This window comes from Bacillus sp. WP8, from assembly GCF_000800825.1.
GTDB classification, from domain to species: Bacteria; Bacillota; Bacilli; order Bacillales; family Bacillaceae; genus Bacillus; species Bacillus safensis.
This window is the reverse complement of sequence record NZ_CP010075.1, coordinates 950,319-967,155: the sequence shown is the minus strand read 5'-3', so window position 1 is coordinate 967,155 and position 16,837 is coordinate 950,319. Positions and strand designations below refer to the sequence as shown.

16 protein-coding genes are annotated in these 16,837 nt (G+C 39.5%); 9 read left to right on the top strand and 7 right to left on the bottom strand.

What is annotated here, in order from left to right; genetic code table 11:
• Positions 1-88: 88 nt before the first annotated feature.
• On the bottom strand, positions 89-1,471 hold the full coding sequence (locus tag QR42_RS04710) for a hemolysin family protein (RefSeq protein WP_039177497.1): 1,383 nt from the start codon (positions 1,469-1,471) through the stop codon (positions 89-91).
• A 337-nt stretch (positions 1,472-1,808) separates the two neighbouring features.
• Here QR42_RS04710 and QR42_RS18845 point away from each other — a divergent pair, with 337 nt between their 5' ends.
• Both QR42_RS18845 and QR42_RS04700 read left to right on the top strand, forming a co-directional pair.
• Positions 1,809-2,249: a MerR family transcriptional regulator gene (locus QR42_RS18845; protein ID WP_075622707.1), complete on the top strand. Its 441-nt coding sequence runs from the start codon at positions 1,809-1,811 to the stop codon at positions 2,247-2,249.
• Between the two features lie 58 nt (positions 2,250-2,307).
• Positions 2,308-3,639, top strand: a complete 1,332-nt coding sequence (locus QR42_RS04700) for a hemolysin family protein (protein ID WP_039177491.1) — start codon at positions 2,308-2,310, stop codon at positions 3,637-3,639.
• 39 nt (positions 3,640-3,678) lie between these two features.
• On the opposite strand, the gene QR42_RS04695 is transcribed toward QR42_RS04700, so the two are convergent.
• A complete protein-coding gene (locus tag QR42_RS04695) occupies positions 3,679-4,281 on the bottom strand; it encodes a lysophospholipid acyltransferase family protein (protein WP_039177489.1) in 603 nt (200 codons plus the stop codon).
• Between the two features lie 370 nt (positions 4,282-4,651).
• Here QR42_RS04695 and QR42_RS04690 point away from each other — a divergent pair, with 370 nt between their 5' ends.
• From QR42_RS04690 to QR42_RS04680, 3 genes are read left to right on the top strand one after another with little or no spacing between them, the layout of a single operon-like run.
• Positions 4,652-5,143, top strand: coding sequence for a sigma-70 family RNA polymerase sigma factor (locus tag QR42_RS04690; RefSeq protein WP_024425287.1), 492 nt, complete (start codon positions 4,652-4,654; stop codon positions 5,141-5,143).
• The gene (locus tag QR42_RS04685; protein ID WP_039177486.1) at positions 5,136-6,194 is read left to right on the top strand and encodes an anti-sigma factor; all 1,059 of its coding nucleotides are present in this window, start codon (positions 5,136-5,138) and stop codon (positions 6,192-6,194) included. The genes QR42_RS04690 and QR42_RS04685 overlap by 8 nt, the downstream gene beginning before the upstream one ends.
• On the top strand, positions 6,182-6,472 hold the full coding sequence (locus QR42_RS04680; protein WP_024425288.1) for a hypothetical protein: 291 nt from the start codon (positions 6,182-6,184) through the stop codon (positions 6,470-6,472). Before QR42_RS04685 ends, QR42_RS04680 begins: the two co-directional genes overlap by 13 nt.
• Before the next feature lie 63 nt (positions 6,473-6,535).
• Here QR42_RS04680 and QR42_RS04675 read toward each other — a convergent pair whose 3' ends face one another.
• Together QR42_RS04675 and QR42_RS04670 are read right to left on the bottom strand one after the other, a co-directional pair.
• Complete coding sequence (locus tag QR42_RS04675; RefSeq protein ID WP_039177483.1) at positions 6,536-7,936, bottom strand: branched-chain amino acid transporter BcaP; 1,401 nt, start codon at positions 7,934-7,936, stop codon at positions 6,536-6,538.
• A gap of 450 nt (positions 7,937-8,386) precedes the next feature.
• Positions 8,387-9,217, bottom strand: coding sequence for a C40 family peptidase (locus QR42_RS04670; protein WP_025093318.1), 831 nt, complete (start codon positions 9,215-9,217; stop codon positions 8,387-8,389).
• Between the two features lie 353 nt (positions 9,218-9,570).
• Here QR42_RS04670 and QR42_RS04665 point away from each other — a divergent pair, with 353 nt between their 5' ends.
• The gene (locus QR42_RS04665; RefSeq protein ID WP_039177476.1) at positions 9,571-10,935 is read left to right on the top strand and encodes an alkaline phosphatase; all 1,365 of its coding nucleotides are present in this window, start codon (positions 9,571-9,573) and stop codon (positions 10,933-10,935) included.
• A 47-nt stretch (positions 10,936-10,982) separates the two neighbouring features.
• On the opposite strand, the gene QR42_RS04660 is transcribed toward QR42_RS04665, so the two are convergent.
• Positions 10,983-12,407 carry a SpoVR family protein gene (locus QR42_RS04660; RefSeq protein WP_371412178.1) on the bottom strand — a complete coding sequence of 475 codons (1,425 nt, stop codon included), beginning with the start codon at positions 12,405-12,407 and terminating at the stop codon, positions 10,983-10,985.
• A 67-nt stretch (positions 12,408-12,474) separates the two neighbouring features.
• Positions 12,475-13,674 carry a globin domain-containing protein gene (locus QR42_RS04655; protein ID WP_039177470.1) on the bottom strand — a complete coding sequence of 400 codons (1,200 nt, stop codon included), beginning with the start codon at positions 13,672-13,674 and terminating at the stop codon, positions 12,475-12,477.
• 183 nt (positions 13,675-13,857) lie between these two features.
• Here QR42_RS04655 and QR42_RS04650 point away from each other — a divergent pair, with 183 nt between their 5' ends.
• Together QR42_RS04650 and QR42_RS04645 are read left to right on the top strand one after the other, a co-directional pair.
• The gene (locus QR42_RS04650; protein WP_039177468.1) at positions 13,858-14,289 is read left to right on the top strand and encodes an Rrf2 family transcriptional regulator; all 432 of its coding nucleotides are present in this window, start codon (positions 13,858-13,860) and stop codon (positions 14,287-14,289) included.
• 160 nt (positions 14,290-14,449) lie between these two features.
• The gene (locus tag QR42_RS04645) at positions 14,450-15,925 is read left to right on the top strand and encodes a catalase (protein ID WP_039177466.1); all 1,476 of its coding nucleotides are present in this window, start codon (positions 14,450-14,452) and stop codon (positions 15,923-15,925) included.
• Positions 15,926-16,069: 144 nt separating this feature from the next.
• Here the strand turns inward: QR42_RS04645 and QR42_RS04640 are convergent, their stop codons facing one another.
• A complete protein-coding gene (locus tag QR42_RS04640; protein WP_369879394.1) occupies positions 16,070-16,390 on the bottom strand; it encodes a YqzG/YhdC family protein in 321 nt (106 codons plus the stop codon).
• Between the two features lie 191 nt (positions 16,391-16,581).
• Here QR42_RS04640 and QR42_RS04635 point away from each other — a divergent pair, with 191 nt between their 5' ends.
• Positions 16,582-16,830, top strand: coding sequence for a YhdB family protein (locus QR42_RS04635; RefSeq protein WP_024426598.1), 249 nt, complete (start codon positions 16,582-16,584; stop codon positions 16,828-16,830).
• The last annotated feature ends 7 nt before the right edge of the window (positions 16,831-16,837 follow it).

The following is a 16,837-nucleotide window of genomic DNA, read 5'->3' as shown; positions in this document are numbered from 1 at the left end:
CCATCCCCCTTTATCGAACGTTTGTTCTTATTATATACCGAACATATATTCGTTTAAAAGAGACTAAATACCTAAAAAAACCTTGAGCTTATTTTTCGCTCAAGGTCATTTCGTTTACTAGCAGCGGCTCCTTTATATCAAGCCCAGTGCGTGCACTGCCTTTTTCTGCCGATGTGACACCTTTTTTTAAATCAATCTTTTTAACGTAACGTCCATCCATTTCCAGCACTTTCATTCGAATATCATCAAGATAGATGGATTGTCCTTCTCTAATATCAATATTCTCTTTTAAGATGAGCCCGCCGATTGTATCAATTTCCTCATCATGATATGAAATCTCGATCAAATCTTGAACTTCATCCAATCTCACTTTGCCATCTAAAACATAATGATGATCGGCTCTTTTTTGAATAACTGGCTGCTCATCTTCATCGAATTCATCTCGAATATCTCCGACAATCTCTTCTAAAATATCTTCCGTTGTGACAAGCCCAGACGTTCCGCCATATTCGTCAGTTAAGATCGCCATATGCATTCGATCACGCTGCATCTTGACGAGAAGCTCTTGAATAGGAATCGTGTCGATGACCTCAATCACTGGATATATATAATCTTGAATTTTCAGTTGATCTTTTTCTCCTTGATACACAAGATCTGCAAAGAGCTGCTTTTTGTTCAGCATGCCGATAACATGGTCTTTATCTCCTGAAAACACAGGGAAACGTGTATACTTTTCCTGCGTCATAATGGCGAGGATATCATCTAACGGCATATCTTCTGGAATCGCACAAATTTCTCTGCGCGGTATCATGATCTCTCTGGCAATTCGATTATCGAAATCGAAAATCTTGTTCATATAATTATATTCTGATGGGTTGATTTCCCCATTTTTTAAGCTCTCAGATAATAAAATCTTCAGTTCCTCTTCAGAATGGGAATGTTCTTTTTCAGACCCCATATCGATGCCCATCATTTTAGTTAACAAACGGGCTGACCCGTTTAACACATAAATGAAAGGGAACATAAGGATATAAAATGCATGCAGCGGGCCTGACAGCCATAGCGTCATTTTTTCCGCCTTTTGAATGGCAAGCGTTTTTGGTGCAAGCTCACCTACAACTACATGCAAAAAGGTAATAATAGAGAACGCAAGTGTTGCTGAGATCAGGCTGATTGCTGAATCAGGAATGTTTGTCAAACCAAAACCTCGAACCAAAAGTTCTTTCACAGCCGGCTTACCAATCCACCCTAAACCAAGGGATGTCACTGTAATACCGAGCTGACAGGCTGACAAATATTCATCTAGCCTTGATGTCACCTTTTTCGCCATGATGGCCTTTTTGGACCCTTCGGCAACAAGCTGATTAATTCTTGAACTTCTCACCTTTACTATGGCAAATTCAGATGCAACAAAGAAAGCTGTTAAAGCAATCAAAACACCGACTATACTCAGATTAACAATATCGTCCATTTAACCTTGCTCTTTCTTTGAAGAACAAGGAGTCACCTCCTGATTGATGATGTTATGTTTTGCAAAACGGTTAACTGATTAAATAAGACGACTTTGAGGGCCCCACTTAACCACCTCCGGTTCACGTAAAATTCCGCCTCTCTACATATATATGAAACGGTATTCATTTTATCTTACCATAAATAATCTGAAAATTCCTGTATCATCATGCTGTTTTTGACATGACTGACTAAATTGAGGGAAATCCTCCTCTGTTTCTTCTTATTGGCAGGAAATATGAACAATTAACTTGTGTTTCAGACTAGAATTATATTAAACTATTTTCATAAACTATAACGTGACGGTTAGGAGGAGATGTTCAGATGGGGCTGAGAAAAAGTATCGTATTGGTGAACTAGCACAGATTGCACAGGTAACGAAACGAACTGTAGATTATTATACAAATCTAGGTTTGCTTGCGCCTGTTAGATCTTGCTCAAATTATCGTTATTACGATGAATATGCTTTAAAACGATTACAATTAATCGTTCTTTGCAAACAGCAGAGATTGGCTCTTTCTGACATCAAATCCAGATTAGATGAACAATTTCCTTCTCAAAAGGAAGATCAAGATGAACTTGTCCATTTAACCTCTGATATCGATCGGATGAATGAGCATATGGACCGCATTTTGGCACGTTGTAAGCAGCTTCAGCCAGAACAACGTGAAAAACTAAAAGAACAGCTTACTCCTGAAAAAATGACGGCTGTCCAATCATTTTTACTGCTGTTAAGTTAAAATTTTTACTAAACAGGAGGTGTTACCTTCGTTCTCAAAGTCAGAACGAAGGCCTTAATTGGACATAGTTAATTTACTCATAGTTGCTTTACTTATAGCTTTAACCGCGTTTTTCGTTGCATCAGAGTTTGCGATCATTCGCTTAAGAAGCTCAAGAATTGATCAGTTAATCGCAGAAGGTAATAAAACAGCAGTTGCTGTCAAGCATGTAACGACTCACCTTGATGAGTACCTATCAGCCTGTCAGCTTGGTATTACCATTACCGCCCTTGGTATTGGTTGGTTAGGGGAAGAAACAATTGCACATATGCTTGCTCCACTATTTGTAGAGCTGTCCATTCCTCAATCAGCTAGTTCTATTGTCACTTTTATTATTGCGTTTAGTATCATGACGTTTTTACACGTTGTCGTTGGAGAGCTTGCACCAAAAACACTCGCCATTCAAAAGGCGGAGCAAGTATCCCTTCTATTTGCTAGACCACTGATGATCTTTTACAAAGTGATGTTCCCGTTCATTTGGGTATTAAATGGTTCTGCTCGTTTGTTAACAAAAGCGTTTGGTCTTCAGCAAGTATCTGAGCATGACATGGCGCATTCTGAAGAAGAATTGCGGATTATTTTATCAGAGAGCTATAAGAGCGGCGAGATTAACCAGTCTGAATTCAAATATGTAAATAAAATTTTCGAATTTGATGACCGTCTGGCGAAAGAAATTATGATTCCTCGTACTGAAGTTGTCAGCTTCCCTCATGATATTACCATTGAGGAAATGTTGAAGGTAACAAAGGTAGAAAAATATACACGTTATCCAATTGAAGATGGCGACAAAGACAACATTATCGGTGTTCTAAATATTAAAGAGGTTCTCACTGCCTGCATTAGCGGTGAGTGTTCTACAAGTGATACGATCGAAAAGTTTGTGAATCCGATTATTCATGTGATTGAAACGGTTCCTGTTCATGATTTATTGCTCAAAATGCAGCGTGAACGTGTACACATGGCCATTTTATCTGATGAATATGGCGGTACAGCAGGTCTTGTCACTGTTGAAGACATTCTTGAAGAAATCGTCGGTGAAATTCGTGATGAGTTCGACATTGATGAAATCAACGAAGTGCGTAAACTTGGAGAAGACCATTACATCTTTGATGGCAAGGTCCTTGTTGATCAAGTCAACCTGCTATTAGGTATACAGCTTGATAATGAAGAGGTCGACACAATCGGCGGCTGGTTCCTTACTCAGAAATATGAAGTAGAGAAAAATGACGCCATTCGTGAACAAGGCTATGAATTTATCATTAATGAAGTCGATGGACACCATGTGGCATACATCGAAGTAAAAAAGTTAAATGAACAATTATTAGAAGCAGCTGAAGAAGGCGCTTCTTAATAAAAAAACGACCCTTGCCTAAGCAAGCGGTCGTTTTTCTTATGACTTTTCAATTAATTGAGCTTCTAGCTCTTTGATTCTCGTGTTTAATACTTCCGTCATGGCACCTAGTCTTTCTTTTGGCGGCAGATGGTCAAATTCAGACAGCTCAATCGGTTCACCGATGATTAAGCGCATTTTCCCTTTTTTGAAAAGACTTTTCGCATTTGAAGGCCCTTTGTATGCGGCTGGAACAATTGGCGCTTTACCGAGCTGCGCAATGGTCACTGCCCCTCTTTTTAAAGGAACATCCTCTGTTGTACGTGTTCCGCTTGGAAAAATTCCAACGATCTTTCCCTCTTTTAATAATTTAATGGGCGTTTTAATACTGCTTGGCCCAGGGTTCTCTCGATCAACTGGAAAGGCATGAATCTTTTTTAAAAATCCACCGATCCATTTATTCGCAAACAATTCTTTTTTCGCCATGTAATGGATCTCAAACGGAAGAATTCCTGCGCCTAATGCAAGAACATCCACAAAACCCTCATGTGTACAAGCAATGACAAACCCCCGATCAGTTGGCAGATTCTCTTTTTGATATACTTTGATTCCACCTCGGAGACCAAATATTAATTTGACGGTATAGCCTGAAAATTTATACATAGTGCACTTCCTTTGTTTGAAAAATGAAGGATTTGTCTCTATTATAACAAATTTTTTATTACCTGGTACTAAAAATTTATGAGCAGCCCAATCCTCCCTGTCTTTTTCGTTTAAAATGAACGTTCTGACTGTATTCAAGCACATGGTTTTAGGGGAGAATAGAATAGGAATTGTGTCCATTTTTGTCGTTTTTCGATGTTTTTTCCTGATTTGTTCTATTGAAAATACTTTATAAATGATGCAAATTTCGCTATGATAAGGAGAAATGATTTTGATTCGGCGAAAGAAATGAGTAATGTACGGTAATGAGAAGTTTCGTGCAACTTTATGCCTTTCTTATGCGTGTATAACATAGAGGGGAGAAAAATCAGTGACGATCGATGAAATTTATCAAATGTATATGAACGATGTTTACAGGTTTCTGCTCTCCATGACAAAAGACAAACATTTGGCAGAGGACTTATTGCAGGAAACCTTTATGCGTGCTTATATACATATTCATTCCTACGACCATAGCAAAGTGAAACCTTGGTTATTTCAGGTGGCACGAAATGCTTTTATTGATTATGTCAGGAAACATAAAAAAGAAGTGACCATATCGGATGACCTCATTGGCGGCCTTTTACAAACGTCTGTACAAAGCCCTGCTGAACAGGTTGAAATAAAGGAAGTCCTCACCATGTATTTGGAGCAGCTTCCAGATAACTACAAGGAAGCGTTGACATTGTATTATTTAAAAGAACTAAATTACAAGGAAGCATCCAAGGTCATGAATATTACTGAAGCAAATTTTAAAAGTGTTTTATTTCGTGCAAGGCAGCGCCTAAAAGCACTTTACAACAGAGGTGTTAATGATGAATGAAGAGTTTAACAAGCGATGGGAACAATATAATAATGGTGAGATGAATGAGGAAGAAATGATGGCGTTTGAAGAAGAGCTTGAAGAAAACGAAAAACGCTTAAGCCAGGAACTGAACGACTCGGATTGGACAGATTTTTCCATCAGTCCTGAGAAGCAAAAAGCCATTTTACAATACGGAAAAAGAAAGTCATATTTACGTATTTCCGTACTTGCTGTCATATCGACACTCATTATTTTACCACTTTGTACATTAGGAAGTTATCTATACTACGGCGTTGGCGGAGCCGAGAGCAAAGGCAATCACTTCATGGAAACAGCCGCTGTCACCGTCGCTTTGACCAAACCAAACGTGGCCATAGATATGAAGGATTTAAAAGGTCAGGTCAAACTTTTTGGGATGAACACCGAATTGAAGCTGCAAAAACAAATTGGCAATAAAACAGAAGCCATTGGCAGTGAACAAATCGAGATGTTTTTCGATAAATTAAAGCAGCCTACCATCTCTTATTATGGTGACAGTGCACGCGAAACAGAAGGTTTCTTTACTCATCCTTCGGCGCAAGCAGATGCCTCAAAAAAACAAACACTCACTACGTTAGACAAGCTTCCTGAAGGAACAGTAAGTGAAGTGTATGTATCCTATGACAAAGCTTACACACCAAAGGATGTTTATTCCTTTGCTAAAAAATACGATATGAAAGTGCTGTGGAATGCGATTAAAACAGAGGATTCATTAAGTGGAAATCAGCGGCCAATCGGCTTTCCTGGGAAAGACTCTGAATTTTTAAAAGAGCTTCAGCACACATCCAAAACTGAGGTAGATCAATTCAAAGATGCCCTTGCTTATGTCAATCAGCACCCGACCTGGGCAACAACGATCTCTGGCAGACCTGATCTTGATCTGTCTAATCGTATACGCTATATCGATCGAAATGGCGTCACGGTTTATGGCTCTGTGGTCACTGGACCTTCTAAAGAAATTGAGAAATTTGTGAAGACAAAACGCATTAAAACGGCAAAAGTGAGCGAGGTGGAATTATGGAATTGGTAAGAATCTTTAAAGAGCATAATGTATTTGGCTGGATTTCTGTCGGCACAGCGATATTATCCCTGCTCATGCTAAACCTCGCCATTATCAGCAACGTGACATTTTATTCTTTTCAAATGCTTCCTTTTGCAATGGCCGCAGTTCCATTTGGCATTATTGAACTGTTCATTAAAAAAGGCCGTACGGGTCCAGGTTTCCTCGGTGTCGTACTGAATATCTTTGTCATTGTTTGTGTCTATGCCATCGTATCAATCGATGTCGATCTTCAGTTAGGTTTTTAATCAGCAATCAAAAGCAAAAGCCCGTGTTACTTGACTGCACCAAGTAGCACGGGCTTTTTTAATTTATTTTTTATTCAATTCTGAGTGCTTTCTTGAATATAAGAAATACACAACCAGCCCAATGGCAAGCCAGATTAAGAAACGAACAAAGGTGATTGCACCAAGCTTATAAATGAGCAATCCGCAAGATAGAATAGCCAAGATCGGAATAAGCGGAACTGCTGGGCATCTGAATGCTCTCGGTAAGTCCGGCTGCGTTTTTCTCATCACAATGACCGCCACTGAAATCAAAATGAATGCTGAAAGTGTCCCGATGTTCACTAGGCTTGCCAGCTCATCAAGTGGAATAAATCCACCCATTAATGCTGACAATGTACCGAAGAACAGTGTATTGATGTAAGGTGTTTTATGCTTTGGATGAACCTTTGATAGAACCTTCGGCACCAAACCATCACGAGACATAGCAAACATCACGCGTGTCTGGCCGTACAGCATGACAAGCATCACGGTTGTCATCCCTAGGATCGCACCGACATCCACAATACCCGCCACCCAGTTTTGTCCGGCTACTTGTAAAACGAGAGACACTGGATGTGATACTCCCTCAAAATTCATGAAAGGAACGATGCCCGTCATAATCGCACTAACAACAACATAAAGCAGCGTACAAATCAATAAGGAAGTAATAATCCCTCTAGGCAGGTTGCGTGATGGATTTTTTGTCTCCTCTGCCGCGGAAGCTACTGCATCAAAACCGATAAATGCAAAGAATACTAGGGCTGCTGCACTTAAGACCCCTGATGTCCCAAATGGAACGAATGGTGTCCAGTTTTCAGGTTTTACATATTTCACAGCGACTAAAATAAAGAGCAGAATCACAGCAATTTTCATAATAACCATGATGTTATTTACTCGTTTTGATTCTTTAATACCAAAGTACAACAGGAAGGTGATAACCATTAAAATAATAAATGCTGGAAGATTAAAATATGTCACTTGCCCCTTTAAACCACCTGGTGCTGCTGTTAATTCAACTGGTATATGAATCCCTATCCCATTTAAAAATGACACAAAATAGCCCGACCAGCCCGCTGAAACGGCACTAGCGGCCAGCATATATTCTAATATTAAATCCCAGCCAATGATAAACGCTAGAAATTCCCCCATTGATGCGTACGTAAATGTATACACAGACCCTGATACAGGCACTGCGGAAGCAAATTCCGCATATGACAGTGCTGCAAACAAACAAGCAAGACCTGCGATGACAAATGATAGAACAAGTCCTGGCCCTGCAGTGACGGCTCCTGTACCTGTCAGAACAAATATCCCTGTCCCGATTATGGCTCCAATGCCAAGCATGGTTAAATCAAATGAACCCAATTCCTTTTTTAATGCTTTTTCCCCTTGTGTTGCCGCAATGAGCTCTGAAATGCTCTTTTTTCTAAACAACGAATTGCTCATACCATCACTCCCAAAACTTAGTATCAGTCTAAAGACGCCACATTCATGTAATTCACAATATTTTCTGAATATTTAGATTAAATTTAGCACAATAAATTGGTGGCGTAAAATTATTATATATGAAAATTAAAAAATGAAAACACTTTTTTTAAAAATAGAGTGAAAATTCTTATATATCAACGGAATGTTTGTCAATAAGTGGGTTAGATTTTCTCCATTCCTTATTCAATTGATAGCTTGTCTTTCTCTATTTATTATACAACATAGAAGATTATATTTTTTTAGAATACTTATTATGCAACAAAAATTAGACCTTTTTTAAAAAGCGGGTCCACAATTATGTTATTTTAAAGCCTTTAGACTGATAGTGATCTATGATAAAAGACCAGTTCCGCGGCACAAATGATATATGAAAAAAGAGACTGCTTCATAGCAGTCTCTTAAAATGAATTAGTTTACAAATGTTTTCGCTCCAAGATAAATAGGCTTCCAATAGCTTGATGTCATATCACTGATCGTTACTCCGTCAGAAGCAGCATGAATAAACTTGTTGTTCCCAAGGTAGACACCCATGTGAGATGGACCCGATTTATACGTTGTAAAGAAGACAAAATCTCCAACTTTTGGTTTGGATACACTTTTCATCGATCCCCAGAAGCCTTCAGTGGTTTGTCTTGAAATCTTTTTTTGTTTGTTAATGATATACCACATAAATCCGCTGCAATCAAAGCCCTTCGGTGTCGTTCCACCCCATCTATATGGTGTACCGTTCTGCGCTTTAGCATCTGCTATGAGCTTAGACGTGTTTAAGGAAGAAGTAGAGACTGTTTTTTCTTTTACAGGTTTCGTCTTTACTTTAGACGTCTTTTTCACCTTTAGCTTTTGTCCGATTTTGATGAGGTCTGTTTTAAGTTTATTTAACGATTTCAGCTCTTTCACAGTCATCCCATATTTTTTGCCAATCTTCGATAATGTATCGCCTTTGACAACTTTATGAGTGGCAGTTGCTGAAGCCGTTTTTACTTTTGTTGTTGTTTTTGATGTTTTCACTGCTTTTTTCGAAGAAGTGCCATTCACTTTTAAGGTTTGTCCAACATAAATTACGTTAGATTTCAGCTTATTGTCTGATTTAATTTTGCTCACGCTTGTTTTGTATCTTTTCGCTAGAACAGAAAGAGAGTCACCTTTTTGAACTTTTACTGATTGTGCTGAGGCAGCTCCGGCAAATAATGTCGTCCCAAGTAGAACTGCACTTGCAGCTGTGATCAATTGTTTTTTCATTTGTTCCTCCTGTATGTATCTATCTGATCCGATTTTTTATCTACTCCCTATTATAAGGATCAAATACCAGAAGAAATAGTCTTGACTTCCTACGACATTATGCTTATTAATTCGGCAAAATTTATTTTTTTTTAGGGTTCTTTTTATTTCATTTTCATTACACAATCATGACAAAATAATCACACCTTGTCATGGATAAATGATACATTCATTTCTCTTTTTGGTTCATTCTATGTAAAGTGGACCTTTACAATTTTAAAGTGAACTTTACGATGCTGTAAAAAGGAATCCACACTTCTGCTCTACCATTGTAAACGTAAGAGCGATACATAAACAATGAGGAGGCAAAATGAATGAGTGTGTTGAAAAACTCAAAAACGAAAATCGCTGCAGTGGCAGCAGCATCTGTGCTATCGATTGGCATTTTTTCAGGGATTGAATTTGGACAAGCTGACAAAGCTGAGGCTAAAAAGAAGCCGAAAAATGATGTGCAAAATGTGATCGTGCTGATTGGAGATGGCATGGGAACACCTTATCTTTCAACTTACCGCTCATTTAAACACAACGGTGACCTTTCAAAGCAAACAGCGTTTGACCCTTACCTCACTGGCATGCATAAAACATACCCTGACGACTCTAAAAGTAACATTACTGATTCAGCAGCGGCTGGTACAGCCATGGCCACTGGTAAAAAAACATACAACAATGCCATTGGTGTAAATAAAAACGGCAAAAAATTAAAAACCGTTTTAGAAGAAGCCAAACGCAAAGGAAAGTCAACGGGTCTTGTCGTGACATCTGAATTAACGAATGCCACGCCTGCTGCGTATGCCACTCACGATGTGTCTAGGAAAAACACAGCAGCCATCGCTGATGATTTCTTCGATGAGAAAATCGGTAAACAGCATACAGTCGACGTCATGCTTGGCGGTGGACTTGTCGATTTTGTGCGAAAGGATCGTGATCTGACGAAAGAATTCAAACAAGCCGGTTATGATTATGTCACCAATAAAGCCGCCTTACAAAAAAACAAAAATGAAAAAGTGTTAGGCATTTTTGCTGATGGAGGTCTAGATAAAGCCATCGATCGTGATAAAACGACTCCTTCCCTGCAAGATATGACATCCTCAGCCATCAAACAGCTGTCTAAAAACAAAAAAGGATTTTTCCTTATGGTTGAAGGTAGTCAAATTGACTGGGCTGGACACGATCATGATATTGTCAGTGCGATGAGCGAAATGAAGGATTTTGAAAAAGCATTTGAAGAAGCGATTCGTTTTGCGAAAAAGGATAAAAACACGTTAGTCATCACGACAGCAGATCATTCAACTGGCGGACTTTCCTTCGGAGCAGACGGTTCGGGCAGCTGGGATTACAAGCCGGTCAAAGCAGCGAAAAAGACGCCTGACTTTATCGCAAACAAAATTGTCAGCGGCATGCCTGTTGAGTCAGCGCTGAAACAATATATCAATCTTGATTTCACAAAAGAGGAAACAGCCGCCATTCAAAAGGCAGCTGAAACAAAGGATGCTGTTAAAATTGATGATGCGATTGAAGAAGTGATCAACACGAGATCACATACAGGCTGGACCACATCAGGTCATACGGGTGATGAAGTTCCATTCTATGCATATGGTCCAACAAGCCAGCAGCTAAAAGGTCTGATGGAAAACACCGATCAAGCAAAGCACATTTTCAAACTGCTGAAAAACCAATAAAACGAGCAAAAAAGATGTCTGCTAAGAGACATCTTTTTTCGTCTTTTTTATGCGAGATATTTCCTATGAACCCCTTTTCCATCATAAGAAAACATGACTTCTTTTCCTTCAAGAACGGACTCGATATGCACACTTCTTCCCCATAGCTGATATAAATACGGCAGGACTTTTTCTAAGTATTTCAGATCAAGTTCAATGCCTTCATACCAATGCTTGATATAAAGTTCATTATTTTTTAAATAGTCGCCATCAATCACGGTCAAATACGGAAAGCCGCCATTCACTCTCATGCTGACTAACTGATCACGTACTGCCTTCCATTCTTTATCAATGACTTTATAATCTCTCCCCTGCTTTTGAAACAAGTACAAGTCTTCTCTCATCACAAGGTCTTTCGTTAAGTAGTTTCGAATAAAGGAAATATCCGATTCAATTTCCCTGACTTCAAACATTTTGCTGCGGCCAGATCCTTCTGTGACCCCAGCTTTTTTTAATTCTTCACATGGATTGTCATAGCGCTCTTCGATATCTTCAAAAATCTTCAGCCCTAAATAGTAAGGATTGATGCCTGTTTTAGATGGCTGCACCACACCTGCATTTAATTTTGCGAACTCTATCGATTCACTTGAATCCAAATCAAGCTCCCGCATTATCCGTTGGTGCCAATACGATGCCCAGCCTTCATTCATAATCTTTGTTTCCAGCTGCGGCCAAAAATAGAGCATTTCTTCTCTCAGCATAGTAAGAACATCCCGCTGCCATGGCTCCAGCTCCCGGGAATGCGCTTCAATAAAGAGTAAAAGATCCTTTTCCGGCTTCGGCGGAAATTGCTTGACGGTTTTCTTTTTCTCACGCGTCTTCGGCTCATCCATTCCCCACAAATCATCATAAGGCGTTTGACGTTTTGGTTTATCATCTTCATCTTCTTCTTCATCGTCCATACTCCAGCTTAATTTTGATCGAACAAGAGACGGATCAATATGCTCTTGGATAGCCAATACCGCGTCTAAAAAGGATTCGACTTCTTTTGTCCCGTGAATATGCTCATATTCTTTGATCCGCTCTGCCGCTGCTGACATGCTTTCGACCATATCTCGTTTTGTGTTTTGAAAACGGCAATTATTTTTGAAGAAATCACAGTGTGCCAGTACATGAGCCACAATTAATTTATTTTGAACAAGCGTATTGTTATCAAGTAGAAAGGCGTAGCAAGGATTTGAATTGATCACCAGCTCATAAATTTTACTTAACCCTAAATCATAATGAAGCTTCATTTTATGAAATTGCTTCCCAAAGCTCCAGTGGCTGAATCGTGTTGGCATTCCGTATGCACCGAACGTATAAATAATTTCCGCGGGACAGATTTCATATCTCATCGGATAAAAATCTAGACCAAATCCTTCTGCAATTTCTGTAATTTCATCAATCGCTCTTTGTAAAAGACGTTTTTCAGATACGCTCAAGGAAACCATCCCTCCTCATCGGACTTATCCCTACTATATGAGCGTATGTAAAAAAACATGATGTTCCGCCAACCGTTTAGACGACTTCCATTTCTTTCGTGGATTGCCCGCCGAATGCTTCGAAATGAATATGGTCTGCTGGAATTCCCAGCTCTTTTAAAATATGAATGATCTCCTGTGTAAACACCGGGGAACCGCATAGATAAAATTGGCCTTTCCCTTCTCCGATCACCGATTGAAGAAATGGACGATCAATGCGGGAAACCGCTTTCTCAACAAGCTCACCCTTTCCAGACTGCGCAAATTGTTCATTACATAGAATGATGCGCCCATGGGCAGCTGAAGCTAAAACGCGTTCAAACTCATTATCAAAAGCGGTGACATCCTCTAGTCGATCAGCATGAATCATCGTAAATGTCCGGCTATTTTGTGCTGCAGTTTTCACTAAACCAATCATTGGTGTGACACCAGATCCAGCACTGATGAAATAAACAGGCTCATTTATGTCATCTTGCAAGCAGAACATTCCCTGCGGCATACTCACTTGAAGAACGTCCCCTTCTTCCATTTCATCATGCAAAAATGTAGACACATGACCATCACGCTTCACTGTAATACGGTAATAAGATGGATGATGCTCGTCTGATAAGCTGTATTGTCTGCTGCACATATAGGCTTCTCCTGGCATTTCTGTCTGAACCGTAATGTATTGGCCTGCTTTATACATTGGCAGCTCTGATTCATCTTCTGGTACTAAATAAAAGGAGATAAGCGACGGAGATTCTTGCTTCTTTTTCTTTATCACAAACGGCTTCACATCTGCCCATCCGCCTGTTTGCTTCACATTTTCATCCATCATTTCTGCTTCAATGGTAATGAAAATATTCGCAATGATGTCATATGCAGCTTTCCACGCTAATAAAGTGTCATCTTCTTCTCTTAAACCAAACACATCTTTCATCGCTTCAATCAGGTGATATCCGACAATTGGGTACTGCTCTTTTTTGACCATGACACTGACATGCTTATGGGCAATTTGTTTGACCGCAGGAAGTAATTCCTCTAATCGATCAATGTGCAGTGCAGCCTGATATAATGTCGCAGCAAGTGCCTCTGGCTGACTTCCGTTCATAAGATTTGTTTTATTAAATTGATTGAGAAGCTCGGGGTGCTGGCGAATCATATTTTGATAAAAAACAGTGACAAGTTTGGTTCCCTCGGCTTTTAGTAGAGGAGCTGATTGCTTTATTGCATTCATTTGATCTGTAGATAACATCGTCATTCCTTCTTTCAAAAGAAGTATTTTAAATACATCTTTATCGTAATGGAAGACAGTCTCTAAAAGCAATATTTATAATACATGTTTTAAATGTTGTCACATTTCACACTTTCTCGAACAGTTTTTGTCTAAAATGTGTTACGATGATACAAAACTCTATTAGGTTTAGAGGTCGTCAAAATGAAACTTACGAATTACACAGATTTCTCATTAAGGGTACTCATTTATTTAGCATCAAGAGAAAACAATGAACTGTCAAATATTCAGCAGATTGCCGATGTTTATGGCATTTCTAAAAATCATCTGACGAAGGTGATTTATCATCTTGGAAAACGTGGGTATGTAGACACGATTCGCGGAAGAAATGGCGGGATCAGGCTTGGAAAAAGCCCAGAAAGCATTAACATTGGAGAGGTTGTCCGTTATACAGAGGATGATTTAGTCATGGTTGAATGCTTTGATCCAAAGAAAAATGGCTGCATCATCTCCCCGATTTGTTCATTAAAGCATGTACTTCATGAAGCACTCACTGCTTATTTAAGCGTTCTTGACCGATACACACTAAAGGATTTAACACAAAACAAAGATGCTCTCAGAGAGCTCCTGCTTTAAGGCGAAAGAATTTTATTCTTTCGTCTTTTTCTTTACCTTCTTGTAATAATAATTTATTTAAAATTATTATAAATAAATATTGACTATCATGTTTGATTCAATATAATTAGGGTATATAGATTGCTAGAAAACACTTTTTTGTTTACAGGAGGAGAAAAGAATGACAAATTCAAATCATAAAAATTTGACAACGAACCAAGGCGTTCCTGTTGGCGATAACCAAAACTCAAGAACAGCTGGTCACCGCGGACCTACCTTTCTTGATGATTACCATTTGATTGAAAAACTCGCACACTTTGATCGTGAACGTATTCCAGAACGTGTCGTTCATGCTAGAGGCGCCGGCGCTTACGGTGTGTTTGAAGTAGAAAACAGCATGGAGAAACATACAAAAGCGGCCTTCTTAAGTGAAGAAGGAAAACAAACAGACGTTTTCGTTCGCTTCTCCACCGTTATTCATCCAAAAGGTTCACCTGAAACCTTACGTGACCCGCGCGGCTTTGCTGTCAAATTTTATACAGAAGAAGGCAACTATGATCTCGTTGGTAACAACTTACCGATCTTCTTTATTCGTGATGCATTGAAATTCCCTGATATGGTTCACTCTCTCAAGCCAGATCCTGTAACCAATATTCAAGATCCTGACCGTTATTGGGATTTTATGACCTTAACACCTGAATCCACTCATATGCTCACATGGCTCTTCTCTGACGAAGGAATCCCTGCAAGCTACGCTGAAATGCGCGGTTCTGGTGTGCATACATTTAGATGGGTGAACAAATACGGTGAAGCAAAATATGTGAAATATCACTGGAGACCTTCTGAAGGTATTCACAACTTATCTATGGAAGAAGCAGCAGAAATTCAAGCGAACGACTTCCAGCATGCGACAAGAGATTTATATGACCGCATTGAAAAAGGCAACTTCCCAGCATGGGACTTATATGTTCAGCTTATGCCGCTTAGCGATTATGATGAACTTGATTATGATCCATGTGACCCAACAAAAACGTGGAGCGAGGAAGATTACCCGCTTCAAAAAGTAGGACGCATGACACTCAACCGCAATCCTGAAAACTTCTTTGCTGAAACAGAACAGTCTGCTTTCACGCCAAGTGCATTTGTTCCAGGAATTGAGGCATCTGAAGATAAACTGCTTCAAGGCCGTCTGTTCTCATATCCTGATACGCAGCGTCACCGTCTTGGTGCGAACTACATGCGCATTCCGGTTAACTGCCCTTATGCACCTGTACACAATAACCAGCAGGATGGCTTTATGACAACGACTCGTCCAAGCGGTCATATTAACTATGAACCAAACCGTTATGACGATCAGCCAAAAGAAAACCCTCACTACAAAGAAAGTGAGCCAGTTCTTCACGGTGACCGTATGGTGAGACAAAAAATTGAAAAACCGAACGATTTCAAACAAGCTGGAGAAAGATATCGAAGCTACTCTGAAGAAGAGAAACAAGCATTGATTAAAAACCTAACAGCTGATTTGAAAGATGTAAATGACAAAACAAAATTACTTGCAATCTGCAACTTCTATCGTGCCGATGAAGATTACGGTCAGCGATTAGCGGATTCACTTGGTGTGGATATTCGCGCTTATCTTCAAGGAAGCATGAAGTAAATCCATCTCGAAATAAATCGTTGGACAAAGGGCTAAAATGATCTTAATTTTGGCCCTTTGTCTTTTTTTGAGCGTGCTAGTAAGGGCAGTTATTGAGGTCTTGTCAGAACACCTCGAGCACCTTTTACAAAAAAAGGTGCTTCTTTATAGTCGAAACACGTTAATACTAATCAAATGACCGGTGACCGGATGAAAATAAATTTCTGCATGTGCGGCAAAGCGAGTTGAGCCTTCCTTAACAGTTACGCGAAACACATCTTTTGTCTGCTCATCATTCACTTCTGTCCGGCCAATGTAATGATAATCGTTTAAAGCGGCACCTTTATATTCATCTTGCAACGCTGTGTACGCGAGTCTTTCCCAATTTTCAAACGGCTGCACCGCTGCTTTTGATGCAGGATGAATCATCAAACTGCCAAGCAAAACGATTCCTGCTGCAATAAGCATCCACCATTTCGGCTGCATGATATCACTGATCTCACTTTCATATATGTTTTGTTTAGGTTTAGCAGGCCGGTCCTTTTTCATACATGAAGCAATTATTCAGCCTATAATTCCCGGTACGCAATTCATGCGGACACCAACTTTTCCCCTGAAAAAGTCGATATGATCCGAGCAAACTAATGAGGACTTCTCAAGGGAAAGGAGAAGGTTTAATGAATGTGGCGGATTATGATAAAGCACTTTATTATACGCATCGCTCGCAATGGGATAATTTACTTATTCTTATGGTACGTACGCAAGATGATTTGCTCTCGAAACGTATTGAGCATTTCTTACATGCGTATCAATTTAACCGGAACGATGCAGATGTTGAAAAATGTTTATATGGGCTCCTGCAGTACATTGACCACGCTTCAGAGGCTGCTGCTTCTGAAGTTTATTCACAACCGATGTACACATAAAGAAAAA